16 protein-coding genes are annotated in these 22,764 nt (G+C 68.0%); 10 read left to right on the forward strand and 6 right to left on the reverse strand.

The window, feature by feature from the left end; genetic code table 11:
• Positions 1–15: 15 nt before the first annotated feature.
• Together ABRP28_RS01840 and ABRP28_RS01845 are read left to right on the forward strand one after the other, a co-directional pair.
• Positions 16–3,393 carry a glycosyltransferase family 2 protein gene (locus ABRP28_RS01840; protein ID WP_374152911.1) on the forward strand — a complete coding sequence of 1,126 codons (3,378 nt, stop codon included), beginning with the start codon at positions 16–18 and terminating at the stop codon, positions 3,391–3,393.
• Entirely contained in the window at positions 3,386–5,074 is a 1,689-nt protein-coding gene (locus ABRP28_RS01845) for a DUF5719 family protein (RefSeq protein WP_350003802.1), read from the forward strand. The genes ABRP28_RS01840 and ABRP28_RS01845 overlap by 8 nt, the downstream gene beginning before the upstream one ends.
• Before the next feature lie 43 nt (positions 5,075–5,117).
• Here ABRP28_RS01845 and ABRP28_RS01850 read toward each other — a convergent pair whose 3' ends face one another.
• The gene (locus tag ABRP28_RS01850) at positions 5,118–5,630 is read right to left on the reverse strand and encodes a metallopeptidase family protein (RefSeq protein WP_350003801.1); all 513 of its coding nucleotides are present in this window, start codon (positions 5,628–5,630) and stop codon (positions 5,118–5,120) included.
• A gap of 118 nt (positions 5,631–5,748) precedes the next feature.
• Between ABRP28_RS01850 and ABRP28_RS01855 the strand changes: the two genes are divergently transcribed.
• From ABRP28_RS01855 to ABRP28_RS01870, 4 genes are all read left to right on the forward strand, one after another.
• Positions 5,749–6,138, forward strand: a complete 390-nt coding sequence (locus tag ABRP28_RS01855; protein ID WP_231457267.1) for a DUF3499 domain-containing protein — start codon at positions 5,749–5,751, stop codon at positions 6,136–6,138.
• 76 nt (positions 6,139–6,214) lie between these two features.
• Positions 6,215–6,451 carry a hypothetical protein gene (locus ABRP28_RS01860; RefSeq protein ID WP_350003800.1) on the forward strand — a complete coding sequence of 79 codons (237 nt, stop codon included), beginning with the start codon at positions 6,215–6,217 and terminating at the stop codon, positions 6,449–6,451.
• A 90-nt stretch (positions 6,452–6,541) separates the two neighbouring features.
• The gene (ahcY, locus tag ABRP28_RS01865) at positions 6,542–8,020 is read left to right on the forward strand and encodes an adenosylhomocysteinase (protein ID WP_350003799.1); all 1,479 of its coding nucleotides are present in this window, start codon (positions 6,542–6,544) and stop codon (positions 8,018–8,020) included.
• A 63-nt stretch (positions 8,021–8,083) separates the two neighbouring features.
• Complete coding sequence (locus tag ABRP28_RS01870) at positions 8,084–9,322, forward strand: Ig-like domain-containing protein (RefSeq protein WP_350003798.1); 1,239 nt, start codon at positions 8,084–8,086, stop codon at positions 9,320–9,322.
• 1 nt (position 9,323) lies between these two features.
• Here ABRP28_RS01870 and ABRP28_RS01875 read toward each other — a convergent pair whose 3' ends face one another.
• Positions 9,324–10,124, reverse strand: a complete 801-nt coding sequence (locus ABRP28_RS01875; protein WP_350003797.1) for an RDD family protein — start codon at positions 10,122–10,124, stop codon at positions 9,324–9,326.
• A gap of 72 nt (positions 10,125–10,196) precedes the next feature.
• On the opposite strand from ABRP28_RS01875, the gene ABRP28_RS01880 reads away from it, so the two are divergent.
• Positions 10,197–11,189 carry a stage II sporulation protein M gene (locus ABRP28_RS01880; RefSeq protein ID WP_350003796.1) on the forward strand — a complete coding sequence of 331 codons (993 nt, stop codon included), beginning with the start codon at positions 10,197–10,199 and terminating at the stop codon, positions 11,187–11,189.
• 124 nt (positions 11,190–11,313) lie between these two features.
• Positions 11,314–12,519 carry a TIGR01906 family membrane protein gene (locus ABRP28_RS01885; RefSeq protein WP_350003795.1) on the forward strand — a complete coding sequence of 402 codons (1,206 nt, stop codon included), beginning with the start codon at positions 11,314–11,316 and terminating at the stop codon, positions 12,517–12,519.
• A 34-nt stretch (positions 12,520–12,553) separates the two neighbouring features.
• Here ABRP28_RS01885 and ABRP28_RS01890 read toward each other — a convergent pair whose 3' ends face one another.
• Together ABRP28_RS01890 and ABRP28_RS01895 are read right to left on the reverse strand one after the other, a co-directional pair.
• Entirely contained in the window at positions 12,554–14,383 is a 1,830-nt protein-coding gene (locus ABRP28_RS01890; protein ID WP_350003794.1) for an AMP-dependent synthetase/ligase, read from the reverse strand.
• Between the two features lie 66 nt (positions 14,384–14,449).
• A complete protein-coding gene (locus tag ABRP28_RS01895) occupies positions 14,450–16,168 on the reverse strand; it encodes a phospholipid carrier-dependent glycosyltransferase (protein ID WP_350003793.1) in 1,719 nt (572 codons plus the stop codon).
• Between the two features lie 54 nt (positions 16,169–16,222).
• On the opposite strand from ABRP28_RS01895, the gene rsmI reads away from it, so the two are divergent.
• Both rsmI and ABRP28_RS01905 read left to right on the forward strand, forming a co-directional pair.
• Positions 16,223–17,098, forward strand: coding sequence for a 16S rRNA (cytidine(1402)-2'-O)-methyltransferase (gene rsmI, locus ABRP28_RS01900; protein WP_350003792.1), 876 nt, complete (start codon positions 16,223–16,225; stop codon positions 17,096–17,098).
• 184 nt (positions 17,099–17,282) lie between these two features.
• Positions 17,283–18,782: an NAD-dependent succinate-semialdehyde dehydrogenase gene (locus ABRP28_RS01905; RefSeq protein WP_350003791.1), complete on the forward strand. Its 1,500-nt coding sequence runs from the start codon at positions 17,283–17,285 to the stop codon at positions 18,780–18,782.
• 15 nt (positions 18,783–18,797) lie between these two features.
• Here ABRP28_RS01905 and ABRP28_RS01910 read toward each other — a convergent pair whose 3' ends face one another.
• Both ABRP28_RS01910 and ABRP28_RS01915 read right to left on the reverse strand, forming a co-directional pair.
• Entirely contained in the window at positions 18,798–21,320 is a 2,523-nt protein-coding gene (locus ABRP28_RS01910; RefSeq protein ID WP_350003790.1) for a DUF3488 and transglutaminase-like domain-containing protein, read from the reverse strand.
• A complete protein-coding gene (locus tag ABRP28_RS01915; protein ID WP_350003789.1) occupies positions 21,317–22,762 on the reverse strand; it encodes a DUF58 domain-containing protein in 1,446 nt (481 codons plus the stop codon). Before ABRP28_RS01915 ends, ABRP28_RS01910 begins: the two co-directional genes overlap by 4 nt.
• Positions 22,763–22,764: the final 2 nt, after the last annotated feature.

A 22,764-nucleotide genomic window follows, 5' to 3' on the forward strand; every position in this document is an offset into this window, starting at 1 on the left:
CATGTCACTGCCGTTGTGGTCGCCCACAACGGCAGTGCCTATCTGCCCAGAACACTTGCCGCCCTGGCGTCCCAGACCAGGCCTGCCGACTACGCCATCGGTATTGATGCCGGGTCACTGGATGACTCCAAGGTCCTCCTGGAGCGGGCCCTGGGCGAAGCCAACGTCACCAGCCAGCCGCGCGGCAAGGGCGGTATGGGCGCAGCTGTTTCCGCCGTGCTGGCGGAGCTGGCCCCATGGCGGGGAACCGCGGCACCGGACAGGGCGGAGTGGATCTGGCTGCTGCACGATGATGCAGCACCGGCTCCGCAAGCACTCGCCGAACTGCTCAGCGCCGTTGAACGGGCGCCGTCGGTTACCGTCGCAGGGTGCAAACAGCTGGACTGGCACGCGGAACGCAAGCTCATCGACGTCGGCCTGTCCACCAGCCGGTGGGCAGAACGGCTCACCCTGATCGATGCCGACGAGCTCGACCAGGGGCAGTACGACGGCCGCAGCGACACCTTCGCCGTCAACTCCGCCGGCATGCTTGTCCGCCGTGACATCTGGGAGCAACTGGGCGGCTTCGATCCCGCCTTGCCGGGCAGTGGCGACGACGTCGACTTTTGCTGGCGCAACCGGCTGGCGGGGCACCGCGTCGTCGTGGTGCCTGCAGCGCGCATGTTCCACGTTGCCCACAGGCCACACGCCCTGGGCAACGCGGCGGCCGCCCGGAAAGCCCAGGTCCATCTGCGCCTGAAGCATTCCACGCCATGGATGGTGCCGGTCCATGGAGCCGGGGCGCTCTTGGGCAGCCTCTTCAAACTCGTGCTGAGCATCCTGGTTAAGGATCCTGCGCACGGCCTGTCACAGCTGGTTGCCACCTGCGCGGCTCTCGGAAGGCCGCGCGCAGTGGCTAAGGCGCGCCGCAGTGCCCGCCGGACCCGCCGCATCCGCCGGTCGGTGATCCGTAAGCTCCAAACCCCCAGGCGCGAGGTTTGGAGCCACAGGCGGTCCCTGATGGAAGCGCTCGGCTCGGACAATTCGCCATCGGACGAGCTTGAACAGGATCCTTTGGCGCACCAGCCCACTGGCGACGCATCGGACGACTTCGCGGCTTTGGCCACCACAAAACGTGGATGGGTGGGCAACGGAGCCCTTGCCGTGGTCATTGTTGCGTCCGTGGCGTCGCTCCTGGCCCTGACAGGTCTCTTCCGGGCCGACGGCGTTTCCGGCGGTGCACTCATTCCTGTCGCCGCAAGCCTCGGCGACATCTGGCACCACGCTTCCAGCTGGTGGATCACCCTGGGGGCAGGGCTGCCCGGGCGGGGAGACCCCTTCGGATACGTCCTGTGGATCCTGGGAGTCCTGGGCGGAGGTGACGCCAACCCGGCCATGGCCTGGCTGCTGCTGCTCGCCACCCCGCTGTCCGGACTCACGGCATGGTTCGCCGCCGGGGGGCTGACCGTCCGCCGCCGGCTCCGGCTTGCCGCGGCCCTCCTGTGGGCCGCCGCGCCCGCACTCCAGGTTGCGCTCAACCAGGGCAGGGCTGGAGCACTGATTGCGCACATCATGCTTCCCCTGGTGGCCCTGGCGCTGCTGCGGGCCACCGGCTCCGCAGTGGGACACGGCCGTTTTACGTTGCCTTCCCCTGCCGAAGGCCGTCCCGGCGAGAGGCCCCCCATCAGGCCCGGTATCAACGGCACGCCGTCCTGGACCGCCGCGGCCGCAGCCGGCCTTGCGCTGGCGGTTGTTGTTGCGTCGGCACCCTCACTCCTCGTGCCGGCCGTCGTGGTGGTCGTGCTCTGCGGCTTCCTGCCCGGACGCCGCGGCCGCACGGTCTGGTGGGCCCTGCTTCCCACAGCGGCCCTGTTCATTCCCTTCGGTCTCTCCGTCCTCGACAGGCCCAGGTCATTACTGGCCGACCCCGGCCTGCCGCTTGCCTTTGAAGCGGCTCCGCTGTGGCAGCAGTTGCTGGGACAGCCGTTGCGGTTCGATCCGCAAGGGGGACTCGCAGGACTTCCCGCTTTTGCCGGCGGAAGTGCACCGTGGGCGTTGCTGCTGGCACTCCTGGTCGCTGCACCGGTGCTGGCGCTGGCTGTCGCCGGACTCGCCGTGCCCGGGCACCGCGCCGCCATGGCGAGGGTTTTTTGGGTGTCCGCCGTGCTTGTCCTTGCAGGCGGCTGGCTGGCCGGCCACGTGGCCAGTGGATTGAACGCCCAAAAGCTCGTGACCCCGTTTTCCGGGCCGGCAGTGTCTGCTGCGGCCTTCGCCCTCCTGGCGGCGGGCATCCTGGGAGCGGAACATCTCCTGGCCATGGCGCACAGGGGAGCGGCCACCGGCAGCGCCAAGCGCCGGGCTGCCCTCCAGTCCGCCACCGCCGTGGGAATGGCTATCCTGCTCGCGGGGCCCCTGGCCGGTATGGCTGCCTGGTCAGCCCAGAACCTGCTGCGCCCTGCCACGGCCTCTGCCGCCACAGGGGCCGCCGCGCCGGGCGCCGAGACCGCGGGCACAGCGACCCCCGATGACGACGCCGGCTCGCTCGGCACGCCCCGGCTGGTGGAGCCCGCCAACCCGCGCACCCTGCCTGCCACGGCCATTGACCGCGGTACCGGGCCTGAGCAAACACGCACGCTGCTGATTAGCACCCGGGACAACGGGACGTTTGACGCCTCCCTGATGCGCGGTGCCGGAACCACGCTGGACAGCCTCTCCACGATTGCTTCCGCGCGGAACATCATCGGAAGCCCGGGCGCCGAAACCATCCGCGACGACGACGATGTCACCGCTGCCGTCCGGCGCGTGGTGGCCACAATCGTCGCCGGCCAGGGCGTTGACCCCCGGAACGATCTCGAACAGCTGGGCGTGGGCTTTGTTGTCCTCCGCTCCGCTGATACCGCGGCCCAGCTGACGGCCAGCCGGGTGGACGCAGTACCGGGCCTTGTTGCCGTGGGCCAGACCGATGTGGGCTGGCTCTGGCGGATCACTCCGCTGAACCAGCCGGCGCTGCAGGCTGCAGACATTGCGCACCGCGTGCGGATCGTCGATGGAAGCGGTGCTGCCATCGGGCTGGTTCCCTCCGGCTACAGCGACGTGGATGCCCCCGTTCCGGCCGGTCCTGAGGGCCGCCTTGTGGTGCTGGCCGAACGAGCGGACGCCGGCTGGACCGCCTGGCTTGACGGCCGCAAACTGACTGCAACTACGTCCGGCTGGTCGCAGGCCTTCACGCTTCCCGCATCAGGAGGCCAGCTCACCATCCGCTACGAGAACCCCTGGGCCTTGGGGGCGGCCATTGCACAGATCACGGTGATCGGCCTGACAGTCCTGCTCGCCATACCGATGCCGGCCAGGAGGCCACGGACGGGCATCTCCCGGGATGAGGGCTCCCTGCGTAAGGAACACCAGAATGCATGAGCACACCACGCCGGCGCCGCCGGAGATCAAGTCCTCCGGCGGCGCCGGCAAGCCGCTGGACGACGCAAACACAGTGCGCCCGGACACCGGGGATTCCGGGCAGCGGCCCCAGCGGCAGGGAGGCAAAACCACGTTCGTGGGGCTCGCGTCCGCTGCAATGATCCTCGCCGGCGCAGGGGCGGTCGTGGCAGGGGGATCACTGCTGCCACCGCCGGAATCGAGCCGTGAGGTAGCCGCAGCCGCGGCAGCCGTCCCTGCCGGGGCCAGCCTGGGCGTTTGTCCTGGCCCTGCCCGGCTGCTGGAGGGCACCGAAGCCGGCGTGGACCCCCAGTTCAGCCCGGTATCAGCCACCGCGGCCAGCGCCGTGACGGGCGCGGTCCTCGGCGCGGCGGGAATACTCCCGGCCAGCCGGCTGTCCCAGCTGGACGGGACAACCGCCGTCGAAATCTCCGAAGGGCCCGGCCAGGGCACTTCTGCCGGGGCGCCCCAGGAACTCCTGGCAGGCGTTGTGGCGGCCCGTCCCGTGCAGCAGGTGAGCGTGCTGAGCGCCGACGCACTGGCAAACCAAAAAGCCTCGGCTGCTGCGGCGATGAAGTTTACCGCCACTGACGGGGATCTTCAGGGCACCGCAGCATACAACTGCCACCAGCCCTCGAACGACCAGTGGATCGCGGGGGCAAGCACCACCGTGGGCCGGGCGTCAGTACTGCTGTTAACCAACGCCTCCAGCACCCCCGCCACCGTCAGCCTGGAGCTCTTCGGTGCACAGGGCCAGATCCAGGCACCCGGCAGCAGGGGGCTGCTGGTTGCGCCGGGCAGTTCGCGGGCCGTGGTCCTCGCTGGGCTGGCGCCGGGGGAGGAGCAGCTGAGCGTCCGCGTCCGGAGTGCCGGCGGGCCCGTTGCCGCGGTCATCCAGCAGAGCGTCCTGCGGGGCCTCACGCCCGGAGGCGTTGACTTCATAGCCCCGGGAGCGGCTCCGGCCGTGCGGCAGGTCATGACAGGAGTGGATATCCAGGACCCCGCCGGGCTGTCCCAGCTCACGGGAAAACCGGGGTACGGGGACGCTGGACCGGCACTGCACCTGACAGTTCCGGGTCCATCGGATGCGGTGGTGGAAGTCCGGATTTACGGCCGGGACGGGCAGGTTGCCCTTCCCTCGGGCGGGGTCATCACTGCAAAGGCGGGAGCCGTCACCGAAATCTCCCTCGCGGGTGTCCCGGCCGGGCAGTACACGGTGGCGGCATCCTCGGACGTTTCGTTCGTCGCCGCGACCCGGGTCACCCGCGGGCTCCAGGATGGCCAGCCAACGGATGTTGCCTGGGCCGCGTCCGGAGTGCGGCTGGGGAGCCAGCACGTCGTTCCGGTGCCGCAGGGCGGGATCCGCAGCCTGGTGTTCGGTGCCCTGGATACCAGGGCAACCATCACGTACGCCGCCATTACGTCGGACGGGAAAGTCCGGGCACCGGCCACCGCCGATATCGCAGGCGGAACCACGTCCTCGATCGCTGTTCCGGAGAAGGAGGGTGACGCCGACGTGGTGGGATACGTGGTGTCCGCGTCAGGGGATGCCGCCTACGGTGCCGTCCTGATCCAGCAGGATGGCAGGAGCGACGTCTCAACCCTGGCGTTCCTGGCAGCGGCGGCGGGCCAGGAGACTGTGCCCGTTACCCTGAGCCACTAGGAGCCCTCAGCCGTTGGTTTGACCCCCGGTAAACCCCGGAAGGTCAGTACCTGCGGCGGTAGACCGGGTCCAGGGTTTCCGGAGCCACTCCCAGCATCTCCGCGGTGTGCTCCACCACAACGTCATGGACCAGGTCCTGGAGCTCTTCGGGGCCGGGGCAGCCCTGCTTCACCACGCGCCGGTACACCGTGATCATTGGCCCTTCGCCGTCCGCGGCTGGGGTGTAGGAGCCCATCGGCGCCGACGCGGAGTTGGCCGCCAGCTGTTCGAGGTCGGGAGGGATCTCATCGACGCCGAACCGCACGCCGTCCAGTGTCTTGCCCCAAATGTCGTGCAGCCTCTGTGCGGAGTCCATCACCATGTCATCAAAGCGGTCCGAGCGTGTCCGGTAGCCGGGGTGCGTGGGGAGCATGACCTCCCCACGGAGTCCGCGTCCGTGGCGGTTCCGGCGGCGCATCATGAAGCTCTTGCCGGAGGAGCCGGTACCCGGATTACCGGGGGCATCCGGACCAGCCAACCGGACCGTGAAACCTGATTTCTGGTTCGATGACTGCATACATCGACTCTAAACCCGGGGGAACATTTATGCGATACATTCCCCCGGCGGCCGGGACGCGTCGGGTCGGGCGGGCAATGCAGGGTTTTGGTGCGGACACGGAGTAGTCTGTGATGTCGTGGGAGCTATCCGTCAGTGTTCAAGATCTGCCTGCCGCCAGTCAGCGGTGGCTACCCTGACGTACGTCTACGCAGATTCCACCGCAGTCCTTGGTCCCCTGGCTACCTTCGCGGAGCCGCATTGCTACGACCTGTGCGAGCAGCACGCCGACTCACTGACCGTTCCCCGCGGCTGGGAAGTCCTGCGGCTGGCCATGCCGACAACACCGCAGCAGCCGGGCCCCGATGACCTTCTGGCCCTCGCCAATGCGGTGCGGGACGCAGCGGCCCTGCCGGCCCAGGGCCAGCAGCCGCCGGCGCAGCGCGCGCCCCATTCGGCGCTGGAAGCACCGGCCGGCGCCGAGGGTACACGCAGGGGACACCTGCGCGTCCTGCGTGAACCCTCCTGACATCCTCTGGCGGTAGGCTGGTAACTGCACACCAGTCCGCTACCGGCGCGAGCGCGCCCGCCAGGGAGCACCAAAAATGCCACATGTCAGTCCTGAGCTGCTGTCCGTCCTCCGCTGTCCCGTGACGGGTTCAGCCCTGGTGCAGGAAGGCGAGGAACTGGTGGCGGCCGTTGCCGGGGACTCCGGAGTGAAGCCGCGCTACGCCATCGAGGACGGCATACCGCTCCTCCTGCCGCCCGAGCTGCTGGCAGCGGCCACCGCGGCAGGTTCGGACCAGCACGATTCAGCCCGCGGAACGGGCCAGACCGCATAGCAGCGCTGCCCGCCTGGACGCAGGCGCCGTCGAACTTTACACAGCAGTACCGGAAGGCACAGCACTTTCGGACAGGACGAAGGACTACCCATGACTTTTGATTACAAGGTTGCCGACATCACCCTGGCGGAAGCCGGGCGGCACCAGATCCGCCTTGCCGAACACGAGATGCCGGGCCTGATGTCGCTCCGTGCCGAGTTCGGCCCCACGCAGCCGCTCAAGGGCGCCCGGATCGCCGGATCCCTGCATATGACCGTACAGACCGCTGTGCTGATCGAGACGCTCACGGCGCTTGGTGCCGAGGTCCGGTGGGCCTCCTGCAACATCTTCTCCACGCAGGACGAGGCCGCCGCGGCCGTAGTGGTCGGAAACGGAACCGTCGAGGACCCCCAGGGCGTTCCCGTGTTTGCCTGGAAGGGTGAGACGCTGGAGGAATACTGGTGGACTGCCGAGCAGATCCTCACGTGGCCCGGCGCGGACACTAACCCGGACCTCGGCCCGAACATGATCCTCGACGACGGCGGAGACGCCACCATGCTGGTCCACAAGGGCGCCGAATTCGAAGCACTTGGTGCCGTTCCGGCAGCCGCCGACGACGAGTCCGAGGAAGGCCGCGTCTTCCTCGAGGTGTTGCGCGCCTCGCTGCAGGCCGACCCGCAGAAGTGGACCCGGATCGGATCCCGCCTGCTGGGCGTCACGGAGGAAACCACCACCGGCGTGCATCGCCTCTACCAGCTCGCGGAGCAGGGCAAGCTGCTGTTCCCGGCCATCAATGTCAACGACTCCGTCACCAAGAGCAAGTTCGACAACAAGTACGGCATCCGGCACTCCCTGCCGGACGGCATCAACCGCGCAACGGACGTCCTGATGGGCGGCAAGATCGCCGTCGTCTGCGGCTACGGCGACGTGGGCAAGGGCGCGGCCGAGGCTTTCCGTGGCCAGGGATCCCGCGTCATCGTCACGGAAATCGATCCCATCTGCGCGCTCCAGGCAGCCATGGACGGCTACCAGGTGGCAAAACTGGAATCCGTCCTCAGCGAGGGCCACATCTTCATCACCACCACCGGCAACAAGGACGTCATCCTGGCCGAGCACATGGCCGGGATGCGGGACAAGGCGATCGTTGGGAACATCGGTCACTTCGACAACGAGATCGACATGGCCGGACTGGCCCGCATCCCCGGCATCAAGAAGGTCGAAATCAAGCCGCAGGTGCACGAGTGGGTACTCGACGAGGGAACAGACCGGGAGCGCTCCATCATCGTGCTGTCCGAAGGACGCCTGCTGAACCTCGGAAACGCCACCGGACACCCGTCATTCGTGATGAGCAACTCCTTCGCCAACCAGACCATCGCGCAGATCGAGCTCTTCACCAAGAGCAACCAGCCGGAAGGGGAACGGGAGTACGGGAACCAGGTATACGTGCTGCCCAAGATCCTCGACGAGAAGGTCGCACGGCTGCACCTCGACGCCCTCGGCGTGGAACTTACCGAGCTGTCAAAGGAGCAGGCTGCGTATCTCGACCTCGACGCCGCCGGCCCCTACAAGCCCGAACACTATCGTTACTAAGAAGTAAAGTGCCCGGGCGCCCAGCGCGCCCGGGCCGTTACTTTCTGCGCCTAGGATCAAAACATGGAGCCTGAAGTCCCGTCCCGCCGTCCCGGTCGAATGAAGAAGGTCTTTGTGGTGGCGGCTGTCTGCCTCCTCGCAGCCGTGGGCGGCGTCTTCGCCGCTGTCGCGCCGGACATCGCCCGCGGTGCCATCGAATCCGAGGCCAGCTCTGCCGTGAGGACGTCCCCGGGCATCGCAGCTCCGGTGGTGGCGCCGGTTACCTTCGACGCCGCGCCGGCAGACGGCGCGAAACAGATCAATCCTGCAGCGCCGGTCTCCTTGAAGGTCGCTAACGGGACCATCGAACGCGTAACCCTCACCAGCACCGGCGGCGAGGCCGTGGAGGGCTCCATCGACCCCCAGGGAACCGGCTGGACCGCTGCGGGCCCCTTGAAGTTCAACACTGACTACAGCTACACCTACGTGGTCAAGGACGGCGCGGGACGGGAGAGCAGCACCACCCAGTCCTTCAGTACCGTCTCCAGCTCCCATGAGGCCGACGCCGCCATCTACCCCCTGGAAGGCATGAAAGTTGGCGTGGGCCAGCCGTTGCAGGTCATCTTCAGCGAGCCCGTGGTCAACCGCGAGGCCGTGGAGAAAGCCATCAGCATTACCAGCAGTGCAGGCCAGACGGGCGCCTTCCACTGGCACAGCGACACCATGGTCAGGTACCGGCCGGAGAACTTCTGGGCCGCCAACTCCACTATTGCCATGGACATGAAGCTGTTCGGGGTTGACCTCGGCAATGGGCAAATCGCCAACTTCAACAAGAAGGTGAACATTTCCATCGGGGACAAGAAGGTGGCGGTGGCGGACTCTGCCGCTCATACGTTCACGCTGAGCGTCAATGACCAGGTAGTCAAGACACTCCCGGTCAGCATGGGGGACAAGCGCTTCCCGTCAGCCCGAGGCTACGGGGTGCTGATGGAAAAGAAGCGCTACGACCACTTCCGGGCCTCAAGCATCGGACTCAAGCCGGACGATCCTGCCTACTACGGGGACGTTGACGTGGAATACACCATCCGCCTCACCCTCAGCGGCGCCTACATCCACCAGGCGCTTGAGTCTGCCTATCCGTTCATTGGCAACGCGAATGTCTCGCATGGCTGCATTGGGTTCGCTCCCGACGGCGCTGCCTGGGTCTTCGACAACATGGGCACCGGCGACGTTGTGCAGATCGTGAACACTGAGGGCGACTACGCGGCCCATGATGACGGGTTCGGCGACTGGAACATCCCGTGGAACGAGTACGACAACTAGCTCAGCTTCCGAAAGGAAGCCGCTGCAGCCGCTCGCCGATATCTGTGTTGCGCCGGCGTGATTCCATCAGCCTGGCCAGTTCCCGGCTCCGGCGTTCAGCAACGACGGCGGCAAGGAAGTCGTCCGCGCTGGTTTCGGCCGGCGGGGGAGGGGCCACATGGGCGGACAGTTCCGTGGCGATGGACGCGGCCATTTCTGACCGGGACGCCGGCGCCATCCGTCCTGCCTGCCGGATGAACTGGGAAGCCCTGCGCGCCGTCGGGTCGGGAATCCGTCCAATGTCCGCGGCGGCAGCCCAGGCGCGGAGCCGCGGCGGTACAAACACTGGAACCGGCTGCTCCACGGGCACGCGGGTGCGGACCGCGTAGGTTCCGGCCATAAGGTCTCCGAGCCGCCGCGACCTGTCATTGAACAGCGCAACGGTCAGCGCCAGCCCGCCGAAGGTCAGGTAGATTTCCAGGAATCCGGTCAGCCCGCGGATGACGGCGTGGCGGAAACGGATGGCACCACCGTCGTCCCTGACCACGCGAAGGCCGGTGGCCAGCTTCCCCAGGGAGCGGCCGCGGCTCAGCGTTTCAACTGCTACAGGGACGATGACCAGGCAGAAGACCACGCTGGCCAGCGTCAGGGCACGGGCAGCAGCCTCATCCAGGTCCTCTCCAGCAGCGGCAAGCCCGATCAGGATCGCAATGAGCAGGATGATGTTGAAGGCGACATCCAGGACCAGCCCAAGGGCGCGGGCCGCGAAAGATGCCGGCCGCAGCTCCAGGACCACGGCCTCGCCCGTGATGATCGAACTCACTGTTCTTCCCCGTTCCGCCGCCCTCCCGGTGCGGTCGCTCAAAGTCTAGTGCGGTGGCGCTAGGCTGGTCGCGTGGATATGGACGCCTTTTCCGCAGCCAACGCGGACAAGTGGGCACGGCTGCACGAGCTCGCCGCCAAGGCCAGGCTCTCCGGCCGCGAGGCCGATGAGCTGCTCGCCCTGTACCAGTCCACGTCCGCCCACCTCTCCCTGATCAGGTCAGTTGCCCCCGAGAGCGGGCTTTCCGCCTCGCTGTCCGCCACCCTGGCGCAGGCCCGGACACGCTTCACCGGGGCCAGGTCCAACGTGCCTGCGGACCTGGCACGGTTTTTTGTGGTGGCCCTTCCGGCGGCGTTTTACCGGTTGACCTGGCTCACGCTGGCATGTGGAGCTGCCTTCATCCTCATAGGCGCGGCCTACGCGCTGTGGATCGGCACGTCCCCCGAGGCGCTGCGGGCAGTGGCCACCGAAGCAGCGGCCAGGCAGTACGTCGAGGAAGACTTCATCGACTACTACTCTGAAAACCCCGCGGCGTCTTTTGCCGGTGCCGTGTGGACCAACAACGCCTGGATCAGCGCCCAGGCCGTAGCCCTGGGGATTACGGGCTTCTGGGTACCAATGATCCTGTTCAGCAACGCCCAGGGCGTGGGCATCGCGGCCGGAATCTTCGCCGCCGCGGGCAAAAGCGACGTTTTCTTCAGCTACATCCTGCCGCACGGACTGATGGAACTCACGGCCGTGTTCATCGCCTGCGCGGCCGGCCTTCGGATCTTCTGGGCCATGGTGTCGCCGGGCAGGATGACCCGGGGACGGGCTGTTGCCGAGGAGGGCAGGTCCCTGGTCACTGTTGCCCTGGGCCTTGTCCTTGTGCTGTTTGTTTCGGGCTTGGTTGAAGGATTCGTGACCCCCAGTGCGCTGCCGGTGTGGGCCAAGATCGGGATCGGAGCCGCTGTCCTGGCGGCGTACTGGTTCTATGTGCTGAGGTGGGGCAGGCCGGCCTACCTTGCGGGAGAACGCGGGGATCTTCGGCGCGAGGACGCGGGCTACACCGAAATCGCTGCCTGAATCGTTGTAATTCCGCCGGGGTGGTTCCTCGTCCAGCCCAAGGCCCGGACGGTAGGCTCGACACCAGATAAGTGCGCCGGCTGAGCCCGGCCCGGCGCAGGAACACGACGGAAGTGACGCTGCTGTGAAAGACGAAAAACCGGTCCGCGCCAAGAGCGCCGAGCCGCAGCCGGAACCTCATCTGGACACGTCCGCGGACTCCGACGAGCCCGCGTTTTCCTGGCTGACCCCCGCAGCAAAGGGCTCCAGCACGGCATCGGGGTCCTCCGCTTCGCCCGCTGGTTCCGCCCCGCCTGCTGCTTCCGCCACTGAGGACGGCCCGGCCCCTGCCTCATCCACCGTTGACGGCGAATCCCCACGCCAGGGCGCCGGCGCTCCTTCGGCAGCTGCGCGGAGTTCTGCCGTTGCCATGGGCGCAGGAACCGCCCCGGCCCACCGGGACGGGTCCCTCCAGCCGGAGAGCAGGGCCGACCGAAAGGCCGCTGAAGCTGCCGCTGAGGGCCCGGGGGAGGACAGTTCCCCGGTCTTCAAGGAACCGCTCCCCACCTCCGCGCTGCAGGTCCGCCCGCCGGAGGAAGAGGTGGAACGCCGCAATGCCCAACGGGAGAGCGCCGCCAACGCCAAACCTGTGGCGCCGCGGGTTATGCAGGTCCTGCTCGCCATCTTCTTCCCGCTGGTCTTGCTGATCCTGGCTGTCCGGGCGGTAACCAGCCCGCTGTTCCTGTGGGTGGAGTACAACCGGCCCGGGTTCCCCGGCGACGGGTACGGCTTCAGCACAGATGACCGGATGACGTACGGCTCCTACGCCGTGGATTACCTGAGCAACTGGTCCGGCCCGCGATACCTCGGGGACCTCGTGCACCGCGGCGGCGACAAGCTGTTCAAGGACGGCGAGGTGAGCCACATGGCGGACGTCAAACTCGTGATCCTGTCCACGTTCGGCGCCGGTCTCCTGCTGGTCCTGTTCAGCATTATCGCCATCCTTTACCTCCGGAAGCGAAGCACCGGCGGAGTCCGGAGGGGCCTGTTCGCGGGTTCCATCATCACCTTGGTGACCATCCTGGGCCTGGGCACGCTGGCCGTCCTGGGCTGGCAGCAGTTCTTTACCGAGTTCCACCGCATTTTCTTCGCAGACGGCTCCTGGACGTTCAGCCTGGACGACACCCTCATCCGGTTGTTCCCCGGCCAGTTCTGGATTGATGCCGGCTTGGTGATTGCGGGCCTGGTGCTGCTGGCCGCACTCGTGACCCTGGTCCTCACCTGGCCCACCCGCCGGCGGCGCGGCCTGGCCAAGGACCGGGCGGCGGCACCCGCCGCAGGCACGGAATAAGCCACACAACGCGCCTGGCAGCCGGGGGACTGCACTAGGCGTACAGTTTGGTGATTTCCTCGGCGTAGTCGCGCACGACGGCGGCCCGCTTCAGTTTGAGGGACGGCGTCAAGTGGCCTGACTCCACAGTGAACTGGGCGTCCAGGAGCGAGAAGCTGCGGATGGACTCCGCCTTCGACACGAGCAGGTTGGCGTGGTCCACCGCTTCCTGGACTGCCGCGAGGACGTCCGGATCGCCGACCGCTTCGCCCACTGCCAGGGCCGGCAGGCCCCGTTCGGAGCGCCAGTTGTCCACGCCCTCCGGGTCCAGGGTCACCAGCGCCGAGACGAAGGGCTTGGCGTCGCCCACCACCACGGCATGGCCTACCAGCTGGTGGCCGCGGATCTTTTCCTCGAGCGGGCCCGGCGCCACGTTCTTGCCGCCCGCGGTGACCAGCAGGTCCTTCTTGCGGCCGGTGACGGTGAGGAACCCCTGCGCATCTAGTTCCCCGAGGTCGCCGGTCCGGAAAAATCCGTCTGCGAAGGCCTCTGCATTCGCGGAGGGGTTGTTGTGGTAGCCCTTGAACACACCGATCCCCTTGACCAGGATCTCGCCGTCCTCTGCCACCCGGATGGTGGTGCCCGGGACCGGTATGCCCACTGAGCCCACGCGGGTCCGGGCAGGGGTGTTGGCCGTGCACGGTGCCGTGGTTTCGGTCAGGCCGTAGCCCTCCAGCACGGGTATCCCCGCGCCACGGAAAAAGTGGGCGTCATCGGGGGACAGTGGGCTGGCGCCGGATACGGTGTACCCCACTTGACCGCCCAGGGCCTGCCGCAGCCGGGGATACAGGAGCCGGTCAAAGAGCGCGTGCCGCGCGCGGCAGAGCAGCCCGGGACCATCGCCTTGGCCGCGGTTGCGCCGGTCCTCCTCCCGCGAGTATTCAATGGCAGCGCGTGATGCCGCCCTGAAAAGCCGCGCCTTGCCCGCCAGCGCCGCCTTGTGGCCAGCGGTGGCCCGTACTTTTTCGAAGATCCGCGGCACCACCAGCAGGAACGTGGGCCGGAACGTGCCCAGGTCCTCCAGGAGCTGCGCCGCTCCCGGCGTGTGGCCAAGGGTGGCCCCGGCGGTAAGGCAGACCACCTGCACGGCGCGGGCCAGCACGTGCGCCAGCGGCAGGAACATCAGGGTGCGCGCCTGGTCCTGCAGCAACAGCTCCGGAAGGAACGCCACGATGTTCTTCGCCACCAGGGCGAAATTCCCGTGGGTGATCTCGCAGCCCTTGGGATTGCCCGTGGTGCCTGAGGTGTAAACCAAGGAGGCAATGTCATCCAGCCCGGCCTGGCTGCGGTGCCGCTCAAGCTCCGCGTCCGTGACCCCTGCCCCCGCAGCGGCGAGGCTGGCAAGGTCCGGCGCGTCGCCGTCGTAATCCATCCTCACCACGTTGACGAGCCGGTCCCGAAGCACGTCGGACCCAGCCACCACACCGGACACCAGGGCGGCAAGGCCGCGGTCCCCGGCAAAGACGCGGCGTACCCCCGCGTCCTGGATGATCCACTCCACCTGCCGCGCGGAGGACGTTTCGTAGATGGGAACCGTCACGCCGCCTGCAAACCAGATGGCAAAGTCCACCAGGGTCCACTCATAGGAGGTGGGGGACATGACCGCCACTTTGTCTCCGGGCTCGATGCCGCCAGCTATCAGGCCCTTGGCCAGGGCAGTGACATCATGCAGGAATTTTGCGGCCGTAACGTCCACCCAGCCATTCGGCCCTTTCCGCCGGTAGAGGGCGTGGGCCGGGTTGGCGGCATGCTGCTCCAGCAGCAGGTCAGTGACGTTGCTGGCGGCGTCAAGCTCAACCAGCAGCTCCGTGCTCGCTTCTCTCACAGCAGGTCTCCGTTCCGCTGCCACGCCGCGGCAGCGGCTCCGTTGGGGGTCTGATGCCATCCTGCCCTAGATCCAGGACGGCATCCACATCCGGACTTTCCAGGCGTCGTAGGGAATCGTTTCGGCCGCCCAGACAGGGTAGAAGAAGGCGGACAGCAGGATGACGGCAGCAACGAACAGTGCCACCAGGTAGAGCCCCGACCTGCGGCGCCAGGGCGGGTCGGAAGCCCTGCCCAGGACGAGGCCCAGGCAATATACGAGCGCCAGGATGAGGAAAGGCTCGAAGGACACCGCGTAGAAGTAGAACATGGTCCGCTCGGGGTACAGGAACCACGGCAGGTAGCCTGCGCCCACGCCGGCCAGAATGGCGCCGGCGCGCCAGTCCCGCCGGCCGGCCCACCAGAACAACAGGACCACCAGGGAAATGACGGCGCCCCACCAGATCAGCGGATTTCCCACGGACAGGATCGCGGAGGTGCATTTTTCTACTGCGCAGCCAGGGCTGCCCTGCGGCGGCGTTTCGTAGAAGAACGACGTCGGCCTGCCGAGTACCAGCCAGCTCCAGGCGCTGGCCTCGTACGGGTGGTCCGATCCAAGGCCCTGGTGGAAGGTGTAGGCCTCCCGGTGGTAGTGGGCCAGTGAGCGGACAGCGTCCGGCAGCCAGCCCCACTGGGCCGAAGGGTTGCTTTCCGCCCAGCTGCGGAAGTACGCGTTCCCGGACCGGAACCACCCTGTCCAGGAAATCGCGTACACGACTGCTGCCACCGGCACCATGCTGAGGAACGCGGGGACTCCGTCCTTGATGACGCCGCCGCTGATCCAGCCGCGGATGCCCGCAACCCGCCGGGCGTTGAGGTCCCACAGAACCGTGAGGAGCCCGAAGCCGGCTAGGAAGAAGAGCCCCGACCATTTGGTTCCGACGGCGAGCCCCAGGCACACCCCCGCTGCCACGCGCCACCACCGGATGCCCAGCCAGGGACCGGACAGCAGCTGGACCGCCGTCGGACGCCCTCCGTTGTCCGCGGCGGCCCGTGCCAGCCGCAGCGCCAGCCGCCGCCGGCCGCTGTCCCGGTCCAGCAGCAGGGCCCCGAACGCGGCCAGCACCCAGAACATCAGGAAGATATCCAGCAGCGACGTTCGGGACATGACCAGGTGGTGGCCGTCCACGGCCAGGAGGAGTCCGGCCGCCCCCGCCAGGGGCAGCGACCGGAAAAGCTTCAGGGCGATCAGGGACAGGAGCAGGATGGACAGCGTCCCGGTCAGTGCTGCCGCGAACCGCCAGCCAAAAGGGTTCTCCGGGCCGAAGAGTCCCATGCCGGCGGCAATCATCCACTTGCCCACGGGCGGATGGACCACATACTCGGGGGAGTCCAGCAGCACCCCGGGGTTTCCGGCGTTGAATGCGTCATTGGCTTTGTCCGGCCAGCCGCGTTCATAGCCGCTGACCAGATAGGAGTAGGCATCCTTGACGTAATACGTTTCGTCGAAGACCAGCTTGGGCGGCGCCTCAAGCCGGACAAACCTGAGGATCCCGCCGGTGACGGCGGTCAGGACGGGGACCAGAAGGAACCACAGCCGCAGCGACGGCGGGTAGTCGCGCCATCCGCGGGCGTTGCCCAGCAGCCGTGCCAGCAGGGCTTCGAGCGTGAAGGCCTCGGCGGGGCGGCTGACCCAGGGCCGCAGGGGGGAAGTGCCGGTGCCGACTGCTGTCTCCCCGGTTTCATCGCCGGCTGCCGCGGGGGCGGCCTGTCCGGCCCCGCCCGGCCGCGTCGAGGTCTGCGTCACCAGCCCATGCTACCGTTTGCGGCCGGCGGTCCCGGGCAGCAGTAGGCTGGTGGCGTGGACCCTAACCCCAGCACCCTTCCTGATTCCGGCCCGGCACCTGCGGGGCGCATCGTGCTTGCCGCCACCCCGATCGGAAACACCGGTGACGCTTCCGCGCGGCTGGTGGAACTGCTGGGAACCGCAGACATCGTGGCTGCCGAGGACACCCGCCGCCTGCACCGCCTGGTCCAGAGCCTGGGCGTCACCGTGGCCGGGCGGGTTATCAGTTACCACGAGCACAATGAGGCCACCAAGACGGCCGAACTGCTGGCACAGGTGCAGGCAGGAAGCACCCTGGTGATGGTCACCGACGCCGGGATGCCCTCAGTCTCGGATCCTGGTTTCCGTCTGGTTGAAGGGGCGGTCGCGGCCGGCCTCACCGTAACGGCGGTCCCGGGGCCGTCAGCGGTACTCACTGCGCTCGCATTGTCCGGCCTGCCCACTGACCGTTTCTGCTTTGAAGGGTTCCTTCCGCGGAAGGCCGGTGAGCGGGCGTCACGGCTGGCCGAGCTTGCCGGGGAGCGCAGGACCATGGTGTTCTTCGAGGCGCCGCACCGGCTGGAGGTGATGCTCCGGGCACTGCGCGAACGGTTCGGCCCGGACCGTCCCGTTGCAGTTTGCCGTGAGCTGACCAAGACGTATGAAGAGGTCATCCGCGGCACCCTCAGCGAACTTCTGGTGTGGGCGGAAAGCACGGACATCAGGGGCGAGATCGCTGTTGTCCTCGGCGGGGCGCCGGAAAAGGCGCCCGGGACGCCGGAGGACCATGTGGCAGCGGTGAACGAACTCGTGGCCCAGGGCATCCGGCTCAAGGAGGCAGTGGCAGCGGTGGCCGAGGACGTCCGGGTGAGTAAGCGGGAGCTCTACTCCGCGGTCCTGGCGGCCCGCTGACGTTCCAGGGCTACGTGCCGGACAGCTGTGCAGCTGCACAGCAACGCCATGATGCGGCAGTGCGCAACGGCGTAGACCTGCCGGAAGCCGCCGCAGTAGTCTGGCAGTAATCCAGCCTGTATGGGCCCGGTCACTCCGGCCGCCGCCAAGGGGCTGCACCAACCCTACTGACGAGGGAGTCATCGTGACTGTCACTGCACAGCCGGCCGTTTCCGCAGACCGCGAAAGCGCCCTTCTGGCCTCTGTCCCCACTGGCCTGCTCATCAACGGCGAATGGCGGGACGCCATCTCCGGGAAGACCTTCGACGTCGAGGATCCCGCCACCGGTAAGGTCCTGCTCAGCATCGCCGACGCCGGTGCCGAGGACGGGAAGGCCGCGCTGGACGCTGCCGCCGCGGCGCAGGAGTCCTGGGCGAAGGTCCCGCCTCGCGAACGGGGCGAGATCCTGCGCAGGGCGTTTGAGCTCGTGACCGAGCGGGCCGAGGACTTCGCGCTGCTGATGACGATGGAGATGGGCAAGCCGCTGGCCGAGGCCCGGGGTGAGGTCACCTATGGTGCCGAGTTCCTGCGCTGGTTCTCAGAGGAAGCCGTCCGCGCGTTCGGCCGCTACTCGGTGTCCCCGGATGGCAAGTCCCGGCTGCTGGTGACCAAGAAGCCGGTGGGCCCGTGCCTGCTGATCACGCCGTGGAACTTCCCGCTGGCCATGGCCACCCGCAAGATCGCCCCGGCCGTCGCCGCAGGCTGCACCATGGTCCTGAAGTCCGCGAACCTGACCCCGCTGACCTCCCAGCTGTTCGCCGCCGTCATGATGGAAGCCGGCCTGCCCGCCGGTGTCCTGAACGTCATCCCCACCTCCACCGCCGGCGCCACCACCGGGCCGCTGATCAAAGACTCCCGGCTGCGGAAGCTCTCCTTCACCGGCTCCACCGAGGTAGGCCGCCGGCTGCTCTCGGACGCCTCGGAGACGGTCCTGCGCACCTCCATGGAGCTCGGCGGGAACGCCCCGTTCCTGGTCTTCGAGGACGCCGACCTGGACGCCGCCGTCGCCGGGGCCATGCTCGCCAAGCTGCGGAACATGGGCGAGGCCTGCACCGCGGCGAACCGGTTCATCGTCCACGAGTCCGTCGCGGCCGAGTTCGCGGAGAAGTTCGCCGCGAAGATGAAGGACATGACCACCGCCCGCGGCACCGAGCCCGAATCCAAAGTCGGCCCGCTGATCGATGCCAAGAGCCGGGACAAGGTCCACGAGCTGGTCTCCGACGCCCTCGCCTCCGGCGCCACGGCGGTCCTGGGCGGCGGGCCGGTGGACGGGCCGGGCTACTTCTACCAGCCCACCATCCTCTCCGGCGTCACCGAAGGCACCCGCATCCTGTCCGAGGAAATCTTCGGCCCCGTGGCCCCGATCATCACCTTCAGCACCGAAGACGACGCCGTGCGCCTGGCCAACAACACCGAATACGGGCTCGTGGCCTACGTCTTCACCAAGGACCTCAACCGCGGGATCCGGATGGGCGAGAAACTCGAGACCGGCATGCTCGGCCTGAACGCCGGGGTCATCTCCAACGCCGCAGCACCCTTCGGCGGCGTCAAGCAGTCCGGCCTCGGACGCGAAGGCGGCCTCGAAGGCATCGAGGAATACCTCTACACCCAGTACATCGGCATCGCCGACCCCTACGCCGGATAACACCGGCAGCGGCAATCAGCTGCCGCTCTGCCGCCGGAGGCCGTCGCGTGCTCCCCGCCTGGAAAGACCAAGGCGGGAGCGCGCGGCGGCTTTCGCCGTCCTGCGCAGGATCCGGCCCGTGGCCAGGAACGGTGCAGCAAGCAGCCTGCCCAGCCGTCCCATGACCGACGGCGGAAGCCAGGCGGCCTGAAGCCGGCGCGCCAACCCCGCGTTGGCATGCAGCGACGATTCCACCGCCGTAACCTGCGCTGCCACGGTCCCTCCGGCGCCGCGCGCGGAACCGGACTGTCCGCCGTCGGCCGCCCCTTCGGTGAGGGCACCGGACGGAGGGCCATAGCTGTGGCGTTCGAAGCCGGCCGTGAGCGCCGCGACGGCCTGGTGCGCCGCCTGGTCCAGGCCGCCGGCATCGCCCAGCAGCCCGCCACGCAGCCGGGCTGAGTAAGCGCGCGGCGTTTCACTCGATCCGGGGGCAAGGCCATAATCGGTGCCGAGGTCCAGCAGCTCACGCCAGCCCAGGGGCAGCGCGCTGCCAGGGTCCCGCGGCCGCAGCCGCTGGGCCCTGATGCCCGCACGGATGAGCCGGGGCGTGGCCAGCAAAAGCGCTATCCCCAGGACTCCTGCCGTCCCCAGCAGCCACGGCAGGAGTTGCACACCCGAATCGGCACTTCCGCCGCCGCCGGGGGCAGGGGCCGCGCTGGCGCTCGGCGCAGGGGTGGGAGCCGGGGTGGCATCGGGCAGCAGGTCTTCATTGTTGTCCAGCACGTCGGGAGCGGCGGAGGTGGATGACTCCGTGGCGTAGTCGGGAACCACGCCACGGGAGGGTGTGGGTTCGAACGGCACCCAGCCCAGGCCCTGGAAGTAGAGTTCCGGCCAAGCGTGGGCATCGCGTGCGTCCACCTCATATTCCGGCAGTGCTCCCTGGCTGGCCACCGACACCGTGGCACCGGTGAGCCTGCCGGGTGCATAGCCCACCGCGATGCGGCTGGGGATCCCTTCGAGCCGCGCCATCACGGCCATCGCGGACGCGTAGTGGATGCAGTATCCGCTCTTTTGTTCCAGGAAGTCGGCCAGGACCGAAAGGCCATTGCCGTCATAGCCTCCCTGCACCGGAGACTGCAGGGAATAGGTGAACTCCGCCGACCGGAGGTACTTCTGGATGGCCATCGCCTTTGCGTAGGGTGTGCCCGTCCCCGCAATGGTATCGGCGGTGCTGCGGACAATGTCCGGAACGTTGCCGGGAATCCTGGTGAAGTCCTCCGGGATGCCCTGGACGGCGGCCGAAGACTGTGCCAGGAGCCCTGCCGTCAGCCTGGGGGCGGTGGACGTGACCAGGTACTCCTGCCGCCGCGACGTGGTGGTGTCCGAACCTTTGATGCTCAGGGTTGCCGGATCCCAGGTCCACCGCCCGCTGAGTCCGCGGACCGATTCCGGGGCATAGGGAGCAGGAAGGTAGGGGCTGCTGAAACTGCCGGCGTCGATGGCGGTGACCAGCCGTTGCTGTTCGTCCGCCAGGACCGTGTAGCCGGGATCAATGCGGCCGCCCAGGGGCAGCCGGGAAGCGTCACGGTCGTCCGGGCCCCAGGAGTCGCCGTCGAAGTGGTCCACGGTGACCGAGCGCAGGTACAGCGGGGTGGACGCATTCGTGGCGTAGGTGATCCGCCCGCTGCCGTCCGGTGTCCGCAGGCTGTTGCCCAGCGTGATCATCGGGTTCAGGCCAGTGGACGTGCCCCACGGGTTGAGCCGCGAACCTTGCGGAAATGTTCCTTGGTCAAAGCCGGGAATTGCCATGGGCACCACCAGGGTGGCGGCGAGGGCGACAGATCCCGTGAGCACGGCGCGCTTGAGCTGGCCCGGACTCCTGGCGGAATCTGTCTGGAGCCGGACGCCGGGGGCGAAATACTGGCTGCAGGCGAGGATCGCCAGGTATCCCGCCACGCTGAAGGCGAATCCCCAGAATCCCACGCTTTGCGGTTTGATCATGGCCGGCACCACCAGGACGGCCAGCAGCCCCGCCCCGGCCGCAGCGGGTATGCCGAGCGGCACCGCCAGGGCGTCCACCAGGATGACTGCCAGGCCCAGGACAGCGCAGATGACCATGACGATACCCACGTTGGGTGCCACGGGCGCCGTCTCGGAAAGTACGGTTTCGCTGGCCCTTCGGATGAGGCGGTCAAGCTCCACCAGGGTTCCGCCGGTGGGAATGAATCCGGCAACGCTGGAGCCGCGGAAGAATGTCAGGGTCAGGATGGCGGCCAGTGAGATGAATCCCCCGGCCGTCACCAGCAGGGGCTGGGCCCGCACGGAGCGAAGGGCAGCCAGCGTCAGGCTGACCACCAGCACGGTGGTCAGGGCAGGCCAGTACCAGCCCCAGCCGCGGAGCACCCCGTTCAGTGAAAGGGCGGCGCCGGAGACAGCCAGGGCGATGGCGCAGGCCATGGCCCAGGGGTACGCGCCAACCCGGCGCCGGGCGGTGGTTTTCTCTTCCCGGCTGCCGGACTGCCGGCTGGCTCCCGGACTGCGTGTTGGTGCCGCGGTCACCGCGCGGCCCCGGTTCCGCGGCGGACCTCCGCTGAGGGAGCGGGCACTGCCACGTCCTGGTCAAACTGGCTCCAGGCAGACGCCACGGGCACAGCGGGCGCAACGGCCACCGCACGCCAGCCTCCCTGCCGGAGCACTTCCAGGGCCTCCCCAGCCTCGCCGGGTTTTTCCGTCACGATGACGGCGAAAGCATTGGTGGCGTAGCCGGCGGCCGGGGCAAGGGCGAGGGCTTCCATCCGCGAGAGTGTTCCGAGGACCGCGATCACCGGCCCCCTCATCCTGTGTGCGGAAAGTTTGTCCATGAGCAGGTCATCAAACGCCTCAGGTCCAGCGTCGGGGGCACCGGGGTCGCTGGCTGCGCTGACCCTGCCCGCCCACGTGCGAAGCACATTGTCGCGGTGTGCGTGGCGGGGCCCGGTCAGCTGGATGGCGGCAAGGCTTTCGGCGATGGACTGGAGACCGGCTGCGCCGCTGTATTCCTCGGCCTCCGGCTCCGGAGCGGACGGGGAGTGCAGGAAAGCGGGTCCGCCCCCGGTGTCCAGCAGCCGAAGCGCATAGTTCCGTTCCGCCAGGTGTGCGCTGATCGACATGACCGCCACGACCGACCATTCGAAGGTTCCGCTGCTCGCCATGGGGTGCCCGTCCGGGCCCGCCAAGCCGTCCGGCCGGCTGCCGGAACCTCCGGAATATGCAGCGTACCTGTGGTCCATGATGACCGTGGCCTCCGGCGTGGTGACGGATTCCTCCTGGCGCACCATGAGGTTTCCGTGGCGTGCCGTGGCCGCCCAGTGCACCCGCCGCATCGGGTCGCCGTGGCGGTACTCACGGGTCATCACATCGTCGTCGCTGGGATTGGCGCGGATCCTGGTTGCCGTCACGCCGTCGTTGCCCCGCGCGCCGGCAAGTCCAGTGAGGGGAAGGACGACGGCGGCAGGCGTCACGGTGAGGATGTCGCCGTCGTCTATCGCCTGCCGGTGCAGTGACAAACCGAAAGGATCCGTGAATTCTGCGGTTACCGGGCCAATGAGGAACTGGCCCCGCTGGGCAGAACGGAGATGGTATTCATAGCGGCTGGTACCCCCGGTGGCTGCCCGGGAAGGGAACCGGAAAGCCGGCGACTCGCCAAAGCGGGCAGGCAGCTGCTCCTCCATGGTGGCGCTGCCGCTGCCGCTGCCCGTCCGTGCCACTGCGAGGCGCACGGCGGTGGGGGCGGACGTTTCCACGGGAGACGGAGTGAACTCGCGGTACACCCGGAACCGGGGCTTGACCAGCCGGATCCCGGCGAGGGAAACCAGGGGGAGGACAACCAGCAGTACGGCCAGGGTCAGAAGGTCCCTGCGGCCCATAACGTATGCGGCGCCCAACGCGACACCGCCGGCGGCGATCATGCCCCACCCCCGTTGGGTGAAGAGGTGCCGCGGCACCCTGTCCAGCAGCGCCATGG

The organism is Pseudarthrobacter sp. WHRI 8279 (genome assembly GCF_040224115.2).
GTDB lineage: Bacteria > Actinomycetota > Actinomycetes > Actinomycetales > Micrococcaceae > Arthrobacter.

Coding starts and splice junctions, on each gene's coding strand:
- ABRP28_RS01915 (WP_350003789.1), bottom strand. CDS start 22,762: ATGGCGCTGCTGGACAGGGTGCCGCGGCACCTCTTCACCCAACGGGGG.
- ABRP28_RS01860 (WP_350003800.1), top strand. CDS start 6,215: ATGCCACATGTCAGTCCTGAGCTGCTGTCCGTCCTCCGCTGTCCCGTG.
- ABRP28_RS01845 (WP_350003802.1), top strand. CDS start 3,386: ATGCATGAGCACACCACGCCGGCGCCGCCGGAGATCAAGTCCTCCGGC.
- ABRP28_RS01870 (WP_350003798.1), top strand. CDS start 8,084: ATGGAGCCTGAAGTCCCGTCCCGCCGTCCCGGTCGAATGAAGAAGGTC.
- ahcY (WP_350003799.1), top strand. CDS start 6,542: ATGACTTTTGATTACAAGGTTGCCGACATCACCCTGGCGGAAGCCGGG.
- ABRP28_RS01850 (WP_350003801.1), bottom strand. CDS start 5,630: ATGCAGTCATCGAACCAGAAATCAGGTTTCACGGTCCGGTTGGCTGGT.